This is a genomic window from Nesterenkonia halotolerans, from assembly GCF_014874065.1.
Classification (GTDB): Bacteria; Actinomycetota; Actinomycetes; order Actinomycetales; family Micrococcaceae; genus Nesterenkonia; species Nesterenkonia halotolerans.
The window spans coordinates 819,946-834,065 of record NZ_JADBEE010000001.1 but is presented as its reverse complement, the minus strand read 5'-3'; the positions used below and the strand labels follow the sequence as shown (position 1 = coordinate 834,065).

At 66.6% G+C, this 14,120-nt stretch carries 13 protein-coding genes; 9 read left to right on the top strand and 4 right to left on the bottom strand.

Annotated features, from left to right (window positions below):
- Nucleotides 1-77: 77 nt before the first annotated feature.
- Nucleotides 78-824 carry a sigma-70 family RNA polymerase sigma factor gene (locus tag H4W26_RS03765; RefSeq protein WP_192590800.1) on the top strand — a complete coding sequence of 249 codons (747 nt, stop codon included), beginning with the start codon at nucleotides 78-80 and terminating at the stop codon, nucleotides 822-824.
- Entirely contained in the window at nucleotides 821-1,162 is a 342-nt protein-coding gene (gene rsrA, locus H4W26_RS03760; protein WP_192590799.1) for a mycothiol system anti-sigma-R factor, read from the top strand. The genes H4W26_RS03765 and rsrA overlap by 4 nt, the downstream gene beginning before the upstream one ends.
- Before the next feature lie 103 nt (nucleotides 1,163-1,265).
- Here the strand turns inward: rsrA and H4W26_RS14100 are convergent, their stop codons facing one another.
- From H4W26_RS14100 to H4W26_RS03750, 3 genes are read right to left on the bottom strand one after another with little or no spacing between them, the layout of a single operon-like run.
- Nucleotides 1,266-1,340: a 50S ribosomal protein bL37 gene (locus tag H4W26_RS14100; RefSeq protein WP_369699669.1), complete on the bottom strand. Its 75-nt coding sequence runs from the start codon at nucleotides 1,338-1,340 to the stop codon at nucleotides 1,266-1,268.
- A 31-nt stretch (nucleotides 1,341-1,371) separates the two neighbouring features.
- Nucleotides 1,372-2,025: a GDSL-type esterase/lipase family protein gene (locus H4W26_RS03755; protein WP_192590798.1), complete on the bottom strand. Its 654-nt coding sequence runs from the start codon at nucleotides 2,023-2,025 to the stop codon at nucleotides 1,372-1,374.
- A 4-nt stretch (nucleotides 2,026-2,029) separates the two neighbouring features.
- On the bottom strand, nucleotides 2,030-6,013 hold the full coding sequence (locus H4W26_RS03750) for a multifunctional oxoglutarate decarboxylase/oxoglutarate dehydrogenase thiamine pyrophosphate-binding subunit/dihydrolipoyllysine-residue succinyltransferase subunit (protein WP_318779759.1): 3,984 nt from the start codon (nucleotides 6,011-6,013) through the stop codon (nucleotides 2,030-2,032).
- A 208-nt stretch (nucleotides 6,014-6,221) separates the two neighbouring features.
- Here H4W26_RS03750 and guaB1 point away from each other — a divergent pair, with 208 nt between their 5' ends.
- From guaB1 to H4W26_RS03720, 6 genes are all read left to right on the top strand, one after another.
- Nucleotides 6,222-7,682, top strand: a complete 1,461-nt coding sequence (guaB1, locus tag H4W26_RS03745; RefSeq protein WP_192590796.1) for a GMP reductase — start codon at nucleotides 6,222-6,224, stop codon at nucleotides 7,680-7,682.
- A 132-nt stretch (nucleotides 7,683-7,814) separates the two neighbouring features.
- Nucleotides 7,815-9,215 carry a hemolysin family protein gene (locus H4W26_RS03740; RefSeq protein ID WP_192590795.1) on the top strand — a complete coding sequence of 467 codons (1,401 nt, stop codon included), beginning with the start codon at nucleotides 7,815-7,817 and terminating at the stop codon, nucleotides 9,213-9,215.
- On the top strand, nucleotides 9,212-10,291 hold the full coding sequence (locus tag H4W26_RS03735; protein ID WP_192590794.1) for a hemolysin family protein: 1,080 nt from the start codon (nucleotides 9,212-9,214) through the stop codon (nucleotides 10,289-10,291). Before H4W26_RS03740 ends, H4W26_RS03735 begins: the two co-directional genes overlap by 4 nt.
- 109 nt (nucleotides 10,292-10,400) lie before the next feature.
- Nucleotides 10,401-11,420, top strand: coding sequence for a metal ABC transporter substrate-binding protein (locus tag H4W26_RS03730; RefSeq protein ID WP_192590793.1), 1,020 nt, complete (start codon nucleotides 10,401-10,403; stop codon nucleotides 11,418-11,420).
- The gene (locus tag H4W26_RS03725; protein ID WP_192590792.1) at nucleotides 11,407-12,291 is read left to right on the top strand and encodes a metal ABC transporter ATP-binding protein; all 885 of its coding nucleotides are present in this window, start codon (nucleotides 11,407-11,409) and stop codon (nucleotides 12,289-12,291) included. The genes H4W26_RS03730 and H4W26_RS03725 overlap by 14 nt, the downstream gene beginning before the upstream one ends.
- The gene (locus H4W26_RS03720; protein ID WP_192590791.1) at nucleotides 12,288-13,157 is read left to right on the top strand and encodes a metal ABC transporter permease; all 870 of its coding nucleotides are present in this window, start codon (nucleotides 12,288-12,290) and stop codon (nucleotides 13,155-13,157) included. Before H4W26_RS03725 ends, H4W26_RS03720 begins: the two co-directional genes overlap by 4 nt.
- A 30-nt stretch (nucleotides 13,158-13,187) precedes the next feature.
- Here the strand turns inward: H4W26_RS03720 and H4W26_RS03715 are convergent, their stop codons facing one another.
- Entirely contained in the window at nucleotides 13,188-13,613 is a 426-nt protein-coding gene (locus tag H4W26_RS03715) for a Fur family transcriptional regulator (protein WP_192590790.1), read from the bottom strand.
- Nucleotides 13,614-13,652: 39 nt separating this feature from the next.
- Between H4W26_RS03715 and H4W26_RS03710 the strand changes: the two genes are divergently transcribed.
- The gene (locus H4W26_RS03710) at nucleotides 13,653-14,087 is read left to right on the top strand and encodes an HIT family protein (RefSeq protein ID WP_192590789.1); all 435 of its coding nucleotides are present in this window, start codon (nucleotides 13,653-13,655) and stop codon (nucleotides 14,085-14,087) included.
- Nucleotides 14,088-14,120 lie beyond the last annotated feature (33 nt).

The following is a 14,120-nucleotide window of genomic DNA, read 5'->3' as shown; positions in this document are numbered from 1 at the left end:
CTACCCAATCCGGCCCGGGACGGGAATCAGCGGCACGAGCCAGGAATGCGGAGCCCGGCGTCGTCGTTGTCCTGGGTATGACGCCGACGACTCTGACTCAACGACGCACCAGCGCTCCCGGCGCGGTGCGGGAACGCCCAGTGGTTCCTCTGCGAGTAGACTCAGCTGTGATGGAAAAGCCTGCAGCCACCGGCACCGCCCCTGACTCGAGGAGCACGGACTCGAGCAGCGTCGTCGTCGCCGAAGAGACCGAACAGCAGCGTCGCGTGCGTTTCGAGAGCGAGGCTCTCCAGTACGTGGACCAGCTCTACTCAGCTGCCATGCGGATGACACGAAATCCGCAGGATGCCGAGGACCTGGTCCAGGAGGCCTATACCAAGGCGTATTCGGCGTTTCACCAGTACAAGCCCGGCACCAATCTCAAAGCCTGGCTGTACCGGATCCTGACGAACACCTATATCAACATCTATCGCAAGAAGCAGCGCCAGCCGCAGCAGGCCAACACGGACACTGTGGAGGATTGGCAGATGGCTCAGGCAGCTGAGCACACGTCTTCCGGGCTGCGCTCTGCCGAGGCAGAGGCTCTCGATCATCTGCCGGATTCAGACGTGAAGGATGCGCTGCAGCAGATCCCTGAAGAGTTCCGTCTGGCGGTGTACTTCTCCGATGTTGAGGGCTTTGCCTATAAGGAGATCGCCGAGATCCTGAACATTCCCATCGGCACCGTGATGTCACGACTGCACCGGGGCAGAAAGTTGCTGCGCGAACTGTTGCACGACTATGCCCGTGAACGTGGCTTCAAGAAGCAGGAGGCCAAGAAATGAACGATTCCGATCTCAGCCCAGCCGCTGGCGTGAGCCCCGGCAAATGGCTCGATGAGAACTGCAAGGACGGGGACTGCACCGAGACCCAGGTCCGCATGGAGCGGATCTACGAGTACGCCGACGGCGCGCTCAGCCGCGAAGACATCGGCGAGGTGGAAGCGCACCTGCAGGCCTGCCCGGAGTGCGCCAAGGACTACGACCTGGAGTGCATCATTCGGACCGTGGTGCGACGCTCCTGCGCTGAACGCGCCCCTGAGACGCTGAAAGTGACGATTCTGGAGCGGATCAGCCAGATCCGTGTCGAGGCCGGACACGGCCAGGACGAGGAACACCGCTGACCTGCTGAAGACGACGAAAGAACCCCCTGCAGAGCTGCTCTGCAGGGGGTTCTTTGCTTCTGCGCTGTCGCGGCGACCGCGGGAAGGCCTCGGACTCCTGAAATCAGGAGTTGGGGCGCTTGCCGTGGTTCGCGTTCTTCTTGCGACGCGCGCTGCGCTTACGTCCACGCTTGCTCATGATGAACTCCTTTCGTCGGCTGGAGCTAATTCTAGGCCACCGGCTCTTGGAGCCCTAACCACTGATACCAGCCGCGATGAAGAACGAGCCAGGCCATCAGCCCGTACCCGGCCTGGCCGGGGAGCCCGCCGTTGGCCGCGAGGTCGCTGCGCCACTGCTCGTGGCTGACCAGGGGTGTATACGAGTCCACGTAGACATGGGAACGGCGGGAGGCCACGTCCCGGTAGGCAGCGTTGAGTTCAGAGATCCGCTGGTTCCGGTCGCTGTCCAGAGTGGGCACCGGGCCGATCACCAGGCACCGGATGCCCTCCTGGGACGCTCGGTCCAGGATATTGGCCAGGTTCAGCCGCGAGCGGGCAGAGGAGGTTGCGCTGTAGAGGTCCTTGTCGTTCAGCGCGACCACCAGATGACGTTCTGGTGGCTCCGGGGCGCTTGCCTCGAAGCGGGCCAGCGTCTCGTGCTGCCAGCGCTCCGAAAGCGCCTCGGTGCCCTCCCCGGGCATCGCGAGGACATAGTGTTCCAGCGCGATGCCTTCGATCGGGGTCTTGGAGATCACGCGACCGAGCCATCCCAGCGCTCGGGGGTCACCGATCCCGGTCAGCAGCTCGTCGCCGAGGGCCACGATCCGCAGATGACGCCGCGGGCCTATGACGGAGGAACGCAGATCCTGAGTGGTCTCTTCCATCAGGTCACAGGTCCAGGTGCGGGAAAGCCTTGCTGAGCAGGCCCTCCAGCTCCTTGGCATGCCGCTTGGCCTGCCCCACGGAGGTGGCGGCCGACTCTGCGCGGGAGACCAGCTTGAGGTCCTGCGTGAGACGTGGCTGCAGGTTCAGCCCCAGGAACGGCCAGGGCCCCTGGTTGATCGGCTCATCCTGAGCGTAGACGAACTCCTCGGCCGAGGTGAAGCGATCCAGCTCCGCCTGCAGCTCCTCCACCGGCATGGGGTAGAGCTGCTCGAGCCGCACGATGGCGGTGGTCTCGTCCTTGTGCTTGGCTCGGGTGGCGATCAGATCGTAGTAGAGCCGACCCGAGACGATCAGCACGCGCTTGACCTTGGAGGCGTCCACCTCGTGGTCCCCGATGACCTCCTGGAAGGTGCCGGTGGTGAAGTCCTCCACCGAGTTGGCGGCTGCCTTGAGCCGCAGCAGCTGCTTCGGGGAGAAGACGATGAGCGGACGGCGCGGCCGGGCCACGGCCTGGCGGCGCAGCAGATGGAAGTAGTTCGCTCCCGAGGAGGGCAGCACCACGGTCATGTTGTCCTCGGCGCAGAGCTGCAGGAAGCGCTCCGGGCGCCCTGAGGAGTGATCCGGGCCCTGACCCTCATAGCCGTGGGGAAGCAGCATGACCACGGAGGACTTCTGTCCCCACTTCTGCTCGGCCGTGGCGATGAACTCATCGATGATGATCTGCGCCCCATTGACGAAGTCGCCGAACTGGGCCTCCCAGAGCACCAGCGCATGCGGGTTCTCCACGGAGTATCCGTATTCGAAGCCCAGCGCGCCGTACTCGGAGAGCAGCGAGTCGTAGATGAAGAACCGGGACTGATCCTCGGTCAGGTTCTTCAGGGGGTACCACTCATCACCGTTGACACGGTCATGGAACACCGCGTGACGCTGCACGAAGGTGCCGCGTCGCGAGTCCTGGCCTGCGAGTCGGACCTCGGTGCCCTCCATGAGCAGCGAGCCGAAGGCCGCGATCTCGGCGAAGCCCCAGTCGATGCCACCCTCACGCGCCATCTTGGCGCGCTTCTCCAGCAGGGACTTCAGCTTCGGATGCGGCGTGAAGCTCTCCGGGATGTTGGTGTGGACCTCGCCGATGTGCGCCAGCGAATCCTCGCTGATGGCGGTGTCGGTGGCCTCTCGGTCCGGAGTGCTGGTCTCTTCCTGGGAGGCCATCGGCGCCATTCCCTTGGTCTCCGAGTCCGAGGTGTTCGCGGTGGAGATCGGCTGGGTCTGGGCCGCATGGGTCTCGGTGAAGACCCGCTCCAGCCGCTGCCGGAAGTCCCGCAGCGCCTGATCGGCCTCTTCCTGGGTGATGTCGCCGCGTCCGACCAGAGCCTCGGTGTAGAGCCGGCGCGTGGTGCGCTTGGCCTCGACCAGGTTGTACATCTTCGGCTGGGTCATCGAGGGGTCGTCGCCCTCGTTGTGTCCGCGTCGGCGGTAGCAGACCAGGTCGATCACGACGTCCTTGTTGAACCGCTGGCGGTAGCGGAAGGAGAGCTGGGCCACGCGGGCCACTGACTCTGGGTCATCGGCGTTGACGTGGAAGACCGGCGCCTGGATGGCCTTGGCCATATCGGTGGAATAGGTCATCGACCGCGCCGCCGAAGGTGCGGTGGTGAAGCCGACCTGGTTGTTCACGACCACGTGCACCGTGCCGCCGGTGCGGTAGCCGCGCAGCTGAGACATGTTCAGCGTCTCGGCGACCACGCCCTGTCCGGCGAACGCCGCGTCGCCGTGGACCAGCAGCGGCATCACGGAGAACGAGTTCAGCGCGTCCGCACCCTGATTGATCCGGTCCTGCATGGCCCGGACGATCCCCTCGAGCACGGGGTTCACCGCTTCGAGGTGGGAGGGGTTCGCCGCCAGGTACACGCTGGTGGAGTTGCCCTTGTCCGAGGTGAAGGACCCGCGGGTTCCCAGGTGGTACTTCACATCGCCGGAACCGGTCACGGACCCGGCCTCACGGCCCTCGAACTCGCGGAAGACCTGTGCGTGGGTCTTGCCGGCGATGTTGGTCAGCACGTTGATGCGGCCACGGTGGGCCATGCCGATGGCGACCTCGTCCAGGCCCTCATCGGCGGCCTCGGAGAGGATCGTGTCCAGCAGCGGGATCAGCGACTCGCCGCCCTCGAGGGAGAAGCGCTTCTGTCCCACGAACTTGGTCTGCAGGAAGGTCTCGAAGGCTTCGGCCGCGTTGAGCCGGCCCAGGATCCGGAACTGCTCGTCACGGGTGGGCTTCTCGTAGGGGTGCTCGATCTCGTCCTGGAACCACTGGCGTTCCTCGGGAGATTGGATGTGCATGTACTCCACGCCGGTGCTGCGGCAGTAGGTGTCGCGCAGCACGCCGAGGATGTTGCGCAGCGGAAGCATCGACTTGCCGCCGAAGCCCCCGGTGGGCCATTCGCGGTCCAGGTCCCAGAGAGTCAGCCCGTGCGACTCGATGTCGAGGTCGGGGTGGCTGCGCATCTGGTACTCCAGCGGGTCCACCGAGGCCATCAGATGGCCCCGGACCCGGTAGGAGTGGATCAGCTGCTGGATCCGCGCGACCTTGTTGATCTGGTCTTCAGGGTTGACCTGGATGTCCGCGGACCAGTGGATCGGCTCGTAGGGGATGCGCAGCGCCTCGAAGATCTCCTCGTAGAAGCCGTCCTTGCCGAGGAGGTACTCGTGGATGGTCTTGAGGAACTCGCCCGAGCCGGCGCCCTGGATGACGCGGTGGTCGTAGGTGGAGGTCAGGGTGATGACCTTGGAGACCGCGAGGCTGTTCAGCGTCTTCTCCGAGGCGCCCTGGAACTCTGCGGGGTACTCCAGCGCACCGACGCCGACGATGACGGCCTGGCCCTTGGACAGGCGCGGCACCGAGTGCACGGTGCCGATGCCGCCGGGGTTGGTCAGTGAGACGGTGGTGCCGGCGTAGTCCCCGGGGGTGAGCTTGTTGTCCCGGGCCCGCTTGACGACGTCGTCGTAGGCGCCCCAGAAGTCGGTGAAGCTCATCTCCTCGGCGGCCTTCATGTTCGGGACCACCAGCGCGCGGGTCCCGTCGGGACGCGGCATGTCGATGGCCAGGCCGAAGTTCACATGCGCCGGCTGGATCGCCACCGGCTTGTTGTCCTTCACGTCATAGGTGACGTTCATCGACGGGTGGGCTCGGAGCGCCTTGAGCAGCGCATAGCCGATCAGGTGGGTGTAGGAGACCTTGCCGCCACGGGTCCGCTTGAGGTGATTGTTGATCACGGTGCGGTTGTCGATGAGCAGCTTGGCCGGCACGGCGCGCACCGTGGTGGCGGTCGGGACGGTCAGCGAGGCGTCCATGTTGGCCGCGATGGCCTTGGAGATCCCCTTCAGCGGGGTGACCTTGTCCTCTTTCTCAGACGGTTCCTCGGACTCGGCCTTCGCGGAGGAGGGCTCCGAGGGGATCGGCGTGCTGGAGGAACCTTCGGACTTCTTCGTCGTCGGTGTCCGTGGAGCAACCGGCTTGTTCTGCGTGGAGGAGGCGCTCTTCTCGGCGCTGGGCTTCTGGGCGTGATCCGGCTCAGCGGGCTTGGCCGTGGCGGGAGTCGATTCGGCCCGGGATTCACGCTGGTTGCCAGCGCTGGGCGTCGAATCCGCGGAGGCGCGAGACGCGGCGCCGCTCTTGTCGCCCGGGCTGGCCGCGCCGTTGCCGGCCGAAGCGGTGGACTTTGAGGACTCGGACTTCGAGGGTGCCGACTTCGGCTTCTCGGATTCCGAGGTGTCGGAGTCTGAGTCTGAAGGAGCAGATTCAGCAGAGTCGGAGGAGGTCTTGGAACTCGTCGAGGCAGAATCACCGTCGCCCTCGAGCTGGCGGAATATCTCAGCCCATTTACGATCCACCGACTCGGGATCGTCCTTGAACTTGTCGTATATGTCGGCGACCAACCATTCGTTACCCGGGAACTCCTCGGCAAGACGGCTGGACGTTAGCTCTGGCACTGTGGATACGCCTCTTCCATTGTGTTGTGTAGTTATTCGGCACAGCATCGTGCTCTCGAATCTTCACCTCGTCCAAGCATAGTGACTTTGTGCACCGTGCCGCCACCGGCCACGGTATCGTGTCAGGGGTCGCTTCCGCCGGAGACATGATCGTCTCGCGCGAGCCCTGAACACCTGACATCCAGCACCAAGAAGGGCACGGATCTCCGTGAAATTTCTGAACGAACCCGTCACCGACCTCACCTATTCGGACGTGTTCCTCGTCCCTTCCCGCTCGCAGACTCAGTCCCGGATGAGCGTGGACCTCTCGGCGGAAGACGCGACCGGCTCGACCATCCCCGTGGTGGCCGCCAACATGACAGCTGTCACCGGGCGCCGCATGGTGGAGACGATGGCCCGCCGCGGCGGTCTCGGGGTGCTGCCCCAGGACGTCCCGCTGGAGGTCATCCGCGAGGTCACCGACTGGGTCAAGTCCTGCCATCCCGTGCTGGAGACCGCCCTCAAGGTCCAGCCCACGGACACCATGCTCGATGTCCTGCACCTGCTGGACAAGCGCAACCACGACGCCGTCTGCGTGGTCGACGAAGACCTGCGCCTCGCCGGAGTGGTGACCGCCAGCGACGGTCTCGGCGTGGACCGCTTCTCCTCCGTCGCCTCGGTGATGCGGATGCCCCCGCTGCGCTTCACCGCGGATGAGGTGCTCGGCGAGGGCGGCCTGGAGCAGGCCTTCGCGGCGATGGACGCTGCGGGCGCCGGCTACGCCCCGGTGACCACCTCCGACGGCGTGCTGGCAGGGGTGCTCACCCCCAAGGGTGCGCTGCGCTCCACCCTGTACCGCTCGAACCTGGACGAGCATTCGCGGCTGAAGGTGGCCGCCGCCGTCGGCATCAACGGCGATGTCGCGGCGAAGACCGACTCGCTGCTCGGCGCCGGGGTCGACGTGCTGGTCGTGGACACCGCCCACGGCCACCAGGAGAAGATGTTCGAGGCCCTGCGTGCGGTCCGCGAGACCGTGGACGCCAGCGGGCGCAAGGTGTCGGTGGTCGCCGGAAACGTCGTCACCGCCGACGGCGTCCGTGACCTCATCGAAGGCGGCGCCGACATCGTCAAGGTCGGCGTGGGCCCGGGGGCGATGTGCACCACCCGCATGATGACCGCCGTGGGACGTCCGCAGTTCTCCGCGGTGCTGGAATGCGCGGCCGCGGCCCGCGAGCTGGGCAAACACGTCTGGGCCGACGGGGGAGTCCGCTACCCCCGCGACATCGCCCTCGCGCTGGCCGCCGGAGCCTCCCAGGTCATGGTCGGCTCCTGGTTCGCCGGCACCTATGAATCTCCCGGGGACATGCTCACCGGAGTGGACGGTCGCCGCTATAAGGAGAGCTTCGGCATGGCCTCCTCGCGGGCCGTGCAGAACCGCACCGCCACCGAGAGCGCCTTCTCCCGGGCCCGCAAGGCCATCTTCGAGGAGGGCATCTCCACCTCACAGATGTATGTGGACCCGGCCAAGCCCGGAGTGGAGGACCTGCTGGACTCCATCACCGCCGGAGTGCGCTCGGCGATGACCTACGCCGGGGCGGAGTCACTGCATGAGTTCCGCCAGCGCGCCGTGGCCGGGGTCCAGTCGGCCGCCGGCTACGAAGAGGGCAAACCGCTGACGGCATCCTGGTGAGAACCCGGTAAGATTCGAGTTCTCATGGAGTACCGACAACCTCGCTTCCGCCTGACCCGCCCCCGCGCCACCGCCCTCTGCGGCGCCGCTGAGCCCGGCGCATCCGCCGTCGACCGGGGGTGGCAGCGCTAAGTGGAACTGCTGCTCCTCGGGGTCGGCTTCCTGCTGATCCTCGGCACCGGCTTCTTCGTCGCCGTCGAGTTCTCGCTGGTCGCTCTGGACCAGTCCACCGTCCAGCAGGCCATCGACCGCGGAGACAAGCGGGCGCCGGCGGTGATGCGGTGTCTGAAGTCGCTCTCGACCCAGCTCTCTTCGTGTCAGCTGGGCATCACACTGACCACGCTGCTCACCGGCTACGTCGCCGAACCGGCGCTGGGCGTGCTGCTCACGGCGCCTCTGCAGGCGCTCGGAGTCCCCGGTGCGGCGCTCTCGGCAGTGTCGCTGACCCTTGCGCTGATCATCGCCACGATGGTCACCATGCTCCTGGGCGAGCTGGTCCCGAAGAATCTCGCCATCGCGGAGGCCTATCCGGTGGCCCGCACGCTGGCGGGGCCGCAGCTGTTCTTCACCGCCATGTTCAAGCCGCTGATCATCGTGCTCAACGGCTTCTCCAACAAGGTCCTGCACCGGTTCGGCCTCGAGGTCAAGGAGGAGCTCTCCGGGGCCCGCACCCCGGAGGAGCTCTCCTCCATGGTGCGGCGTTCAGCGATGCTGGGCACCCTGGAAGAGGGCACCGCGACCTTCCTCGACCGCACCCTGCGCTTCTCGGACCAGACCGCCGCCGATGTGATGACCCCACGGCCACGGATGGCCAGCATCGAGGCCGACTCCTCGCTGGAGGCCCTGATCGACCTGGCCCGGCGCACCGGCTTCTCCCGCTTCCCGGTCCTCGGGGACTCCGTCGACGACGTCCGCGGAGTGACTCACGTGAAGAAGGCTGTGGCCGTTCCGCGCGAGAAGCGCGACGGCCTGGTCGCGGCGACCGTCATGTCCGACATCACCCGGGTGCCGGAGACCATCCACCTCGACGCGCTGCTGCCCGTGCTGCGCGAGGCCTCGCTGCAAGTGGCCATCGTGGAGGACGAATACGGCGGCACCTCGGGCGTGGTGACGCTGGAGGACCTGATCGAGGAGATCGTCGGCGAGGTCGCCGATGAACACGACCGGATCGCTCCCGGAGTGCTGCAGAGCGCCTCGGGGGACTGGTTCTTCCCCGGGCTGCTGCGCCCGGACGAGATCAACGCACAGATCCTTGAGCTCAACGTTCCCGAGCATCCGGCCTACGAGACCGTCGCGGGCTTCGTGCTGCTCACCCTGGGTCGGGTGGCCGGGCTGGGCGACGAGGTGGAGGTCGACGGCGGCAGACTCGCCGTCGTCGACATCGACGGCCGCCGGATCGACCGGCTGCGCTTCACCCCGGATCCGGAGGCCCGCCAGGCCGCCCTCGAGCACGCGGCGGCACGCGCCGAGAAGCTCGCCGAGGAGCGCGCCGATCACGACCGCCACGCCCGCGAACGAGGTGAGCGACGATGAACCCCGATCTGCTGGGAATCCTCTGGCTGGTCGTGCTGCTGGCAGGCAACGCCTTCTTCGTGGCCGGCGAGTTCGCCGTGATGAGTGCCCGCCGGAGCCAGATCGAACCGCGGGCCGAGGCCGGGTCAGCCCGCGCCAAGACCGCCATCTACGCGATGGAACATGTCTCGCAGATGCTGGCGATCGCGCAGCTGGGCATCACCGTGTGCTCGCTGCTGATCCTGATGGTCTCCGAACCTGCCATCCACCACCTGCTCACCGACCCGCTGACCTCGGTGGGACTGAGCTACACCGTCGCGAGCGTGATCGCGTTCATCATCGCGCTGGCACTGGTCTCCTTCCTGCACGTGACCATCGGCGAGATGGTGCCGAAGAACTTCGCCGTCTCGGTGGCGGACCGCGCCGTGCTGCTGCTCGCCCCGCCGATGGTGTTCCTCTACCGGGTGCTGATGCCGCTGATCTGGCTGCTCAACCTGGCGGCGAACCTGGTGCTGCGCGCCTTCAGGGTCACGCCGCGAGATGAAGTGGTCTCGACCTTCACGCTGGAGGAGATGGAGTCCATCGTCGCCGAGTCCAAGCGCGGCGGCACTGTGCGCGATGATGCCGGGATCATCGCCGGCGCCATGGAGTTCAGCGACTACACCGCCGGCGAGGTCATGGTCCCCGTCCAGGAGGTGGTGACCGTCCCCACCGACGTGACTCCCAGAAAGGTGGAGAAGGCGGTGGGTCGCACCGGATTCTCCCGCTTCGTCACCGCGCAGGAGGATGGCCTCTACACCGGATACGTGCACCTGAAGGACGTGATGAGCCTTCCGGCCACCCAGTCCAAGGATCCGATTCCGGTCACCGTGGTGCGTTCGCTGGGCAATATGGGCACCGGTGATGAGATCGAGCAGTGCCTGGCCCAGATGCAGCGCACCGGATCCCACCTCGCCCGGGTGATCGACGAGGCGGGTGTCACCCAGGGGATCCTCTTCCTGGAGGACGTGTTGGAGGTGCTGGTCGGAGAGATCCACGACGCCACGCAGTCCTGGGATTCCCGCCGCCGGCATACGGTCTCTGAAGAGGGGCACTGAGGAACGGGCCACAGAGGGGCTAGTTGAGATTTGTTCTCAACAAAGACTGGACGTACGCTTTCCTCAGTTGCCCGAACCGTTCGCGGTCTCCCGTCAGAAAGTGCGTGTCATGCCTGCCTCCCGCCTGTCCTCCTCCGTGGCGATCCTCGCCGCGTCCACGATGCTGCTCAGCGCCTGCGGCGGCTCCACGGACGCCTCGGACTCCGGTGGCGGCGAGGGGACCTCCGGCGAGGGGCTCACCGTGGTGACCTCCACCGACGTCTACGCCGACCTCGCCAGCCGCATCCTGGGGGACACCGCGGAGGTCAGCGCCCTCGTCGATGACACCGCCGCGGACCCCCACTCCTACGAAGCCTCCCCGCAGGACCGGCTCAGCGTGGACCGCGCGGACGTGATCGTCGCCAACGGCGGCGGCTATGACCCCTTCATCACACGCCTGGCCGCGACCTCCGGCAAGGAAGACGCCGTCTACCAGCTCATCGACGGTGAGAACGAGCACGCCCACGCCGAGGAAGACGCGGATCACGAGGGCGAGGAAGATCATGAGGAGCACGAGGGCGAGGAGGATCCGCATGACGGTCACGATCACGCCGAAGGGTTCGTCAACGAACACCTCTGGTACGACCTCGCCGCGATGAGCGACTTCGTGCAGGACTTCAGCGTCCACATGGGCGAACTCGCCCCCGAGGACGCCGAGCTCTACCAGGAGAACGCCGATGCCCTCGCCGCCGAGATCGACGCGCTGGATGAGCGCAACCGCGCGATCGACGCCGAGTCGATGAGCTTCCTGTCCACCGAGGCCGTCTCCCAGTTCCTGCTGAGCGACGCCGGTCTCGAAGACAGCACCGATGAGCAGTTCCTGGCCGCTGTGGAACACGGCGACGACGTCGCCCCCCGGCTCTACCAGCAGGCGCTCACCGCCGCGGCAGACCAGCAGATCGATCTGCTCTCCTACAACCCCCAGACGGAGACCAATCAGTCGGCGCAGATCCGCGAGGCCGCGGAGGACGCCGGGGTGGCAGTGCTGGAGTTCAACGAGACGATCCCGCAGGAGCACGACTCCTACGTGGAGTGGATGGAGAGCAACATCTCCGCCGTGGAGACGGTGGTGGAGGATGCCCGTGGCTGATCCCCGCCCCGCCCCCACAAGGCCCGCCTCCACAATTCCCGCGACGCCATCGGCCGCACCCCGCAGTCCGGAGCCGGTCGTGCAGCTGCGCGAGGCCAGTGTGGGCTTCAACGGGCGCATGCTCTGGGAAGGCCTGGACCTGGAGCTGGTGCCCGGTGAGTTCCTTGCGGTGCTGGGACCCAACGGCGCGGGCAAGTCCACCTTCCTCAAGGTGCTGCTCGGTCTGACCCGGCTCAGCGCCGGGTCGGTGGAGATCAGCGGAGAGCCCGTGCGGCGGGGCAGCAGCCGCGTCGGCTACATCCCGCAGCAGCAGACCATGCCCGAGGAGACGCCGCTTCGAGCCCGTGACATGGTGGCCCTGGGTCTGGACGGCCATCGATTCGGCATGCGACTGCACCCCCGGAGGCTGCGCCGCCGTGTGGATGAGCTGCTCCATGCCGTCGGCGCCTCTGCCTACGCTGACATGCCGGTGGGACTGCTCTCCGGAGGAGAACAGCAGCGACTGCGCACCGCTCAGGCGCTGGCCTCCAACCCCGAGGTTCTGCTCTGCGACGAACCCCTGCACTCCCTCGACCTGCACCACCAGCAGGCAGTCACCGAGCTCATCCGCCGCCAGGCGGTGGACCGCGGCTCCGCGGTGGTCTTCGTGACCCACGAGATCAACCCGGTGATCGAGCACGTGGACCGTGTGCTCTACTTCGCCCGAGGCCAATACCGCATCGGCACCACCGAGGAGGTCATGCGCTCAGAGGTGCTCTCCGAGCTCTATGGCTCATCGGTCGACGTCATCGAGCACAAGGGCCGCCTGGTGGTCATGTCCGCCCACGACGAGGGCTGCCACTACCACCCCGAGGAGCTGTCGCTTCCATGATGGAGACTCTGACCGGCTCGTTCAGCACCGAAGGGTACTGGGAGCTCTTCTCACTGGTGCAGAACTCCGTGATCACGGCCGGGGTGCTCGGCCTCATGGGCGGACTCATCGGGGTGTTCATCATGCTGCGTCGCACGGCCCTGGTCGTGCACGGCATCGCGGAGATCTCCTTCGCCGGGGCAGCGCTGGCGCTGCTGATCGGGGTGGATGTGGTCGCCGGCTCCGCCGTGGGGGCCGTCGCCGCGGCCATGCTGATCGGCGTGCTCAGTCTCAAGGACCGCGACACCAGTGCCGTCACCGGAGTGCTGATGCCCTTCGGCCTGGGACTGGGGATCCTCTTCCTCTCGCTCTACCAGGGACGCAGCGCCAACAAGTTCGGCCTGCTCACCGGGCAGATCGTCGGAGTCGACGACATCCAGACGCAGACCCTGGTCACCGGGGCCGTGCTCATCAGCATCGTGCTGCTGCTGATCTGGCGTCCGCTGATGTTCGCCTCGGTGGATCCGCAGCTGGCGCGTGCCCGCGGAGTCCGGGTGAACCTGCTCTCCATGGTCTTCATGGTGCTGCTCGGCGTGGCGGTGGCCATGTCGGTCCAGGTGGTGGGGGCCCTGCTGGTGCTGGCGCTGCTGGTGGTCCCGGCGGCGGCCGCGCTGAAGGTCACCGTGCGTCCGTACCTCGCGGTGCTGCTGTCCATGGCATTCGCGCTGGTCTCCTCGGTGGGCGGCATCATGCTCGCGATCACCGGAACCGTCCCGATCAGTCCCTACATCACCACGATCTCGTTCCTCATCTACGTGGTGTGCGTGCTGATCGGTCGCGGCGGCAGGATCCGGCACAAGCGAGCCTCCGCCGCGCTGGTGGGCTGACGCTCCGTCGGGGGTGCTCCGCTGGCTGAGTCAGCGGCGGGGAAGCGCGGCGCAGGCGGCGCAGAGACCAAAGATCTCCAACGTGTGCCGAACCTCGGAGAAGTTGTGCTGGGCCGCAAGCTTCGCCGCCCAGTCTTCGATGTCCGGGGCCTCAAACTCCACGGTCAGCCCGCAGGAGCGACACACCAGATGATGGTGGTGCTCCTCGCGCTCACAGAGCCGGTAGATGGCCTCGCCGTCGTCGGGTCGCAGCACATCGACGAGCCCCTCCTCCTGGTGGGACTGCAGCACCCGGTAGACCGTGGCCAGTGAGACCTTCTCGCCGCGGTCATCGAGGATCTTATGCAGCTCCTGGGCGCTCACGAAGTCCTCGAGCGAGTGAAGCGCCGCCCAGACGGCGCGCTTCTGACGGGTGGAGCGACCGCGCGCCGGAGGGGTGGTTGAGATCTCGTTCATGCTCGCCCCAGACTAGCAGTCAGGACTAGAGTGGCACCCATGAGCACAGTCTTCAGCAAGGTCATCGCCGGTGAGATCCCTGGACGCTTCGTCTGGCAGGACGAGACCTGTGTCGGATTCCTCTCGATCGCCCCCCTGGCCTACGGGCACACGCTCGTGGTGCCCCGCCAGGAAGTCGACAGATGGACCGAGGCAGACGGGGAGCTGATGGCCCATCTGATGCACGTGGCCCATCGCATCGGCAAGGCGCAGGTCGAGGCCTTCGGATCCGAGCGCGCAGGGCTCAGCATCGCCGGTTTCGAGGTCCCGCACCTGCATATCCACGTGTGGCCCTCTAACTCCATGGCCGATCACAGCTTCGCCCAGGCCGACGACGATCCGGACGCCGCGATGATGGACGAATCCGCCGAGAAGCTGCGTGTGGCGCTGCGTCTGATGGGAGACGCCGAGCACGTCCCCGCCGAAGCCGACTGAGCACAGCCGGCCGCTCGGGAACAGATCCCCGGG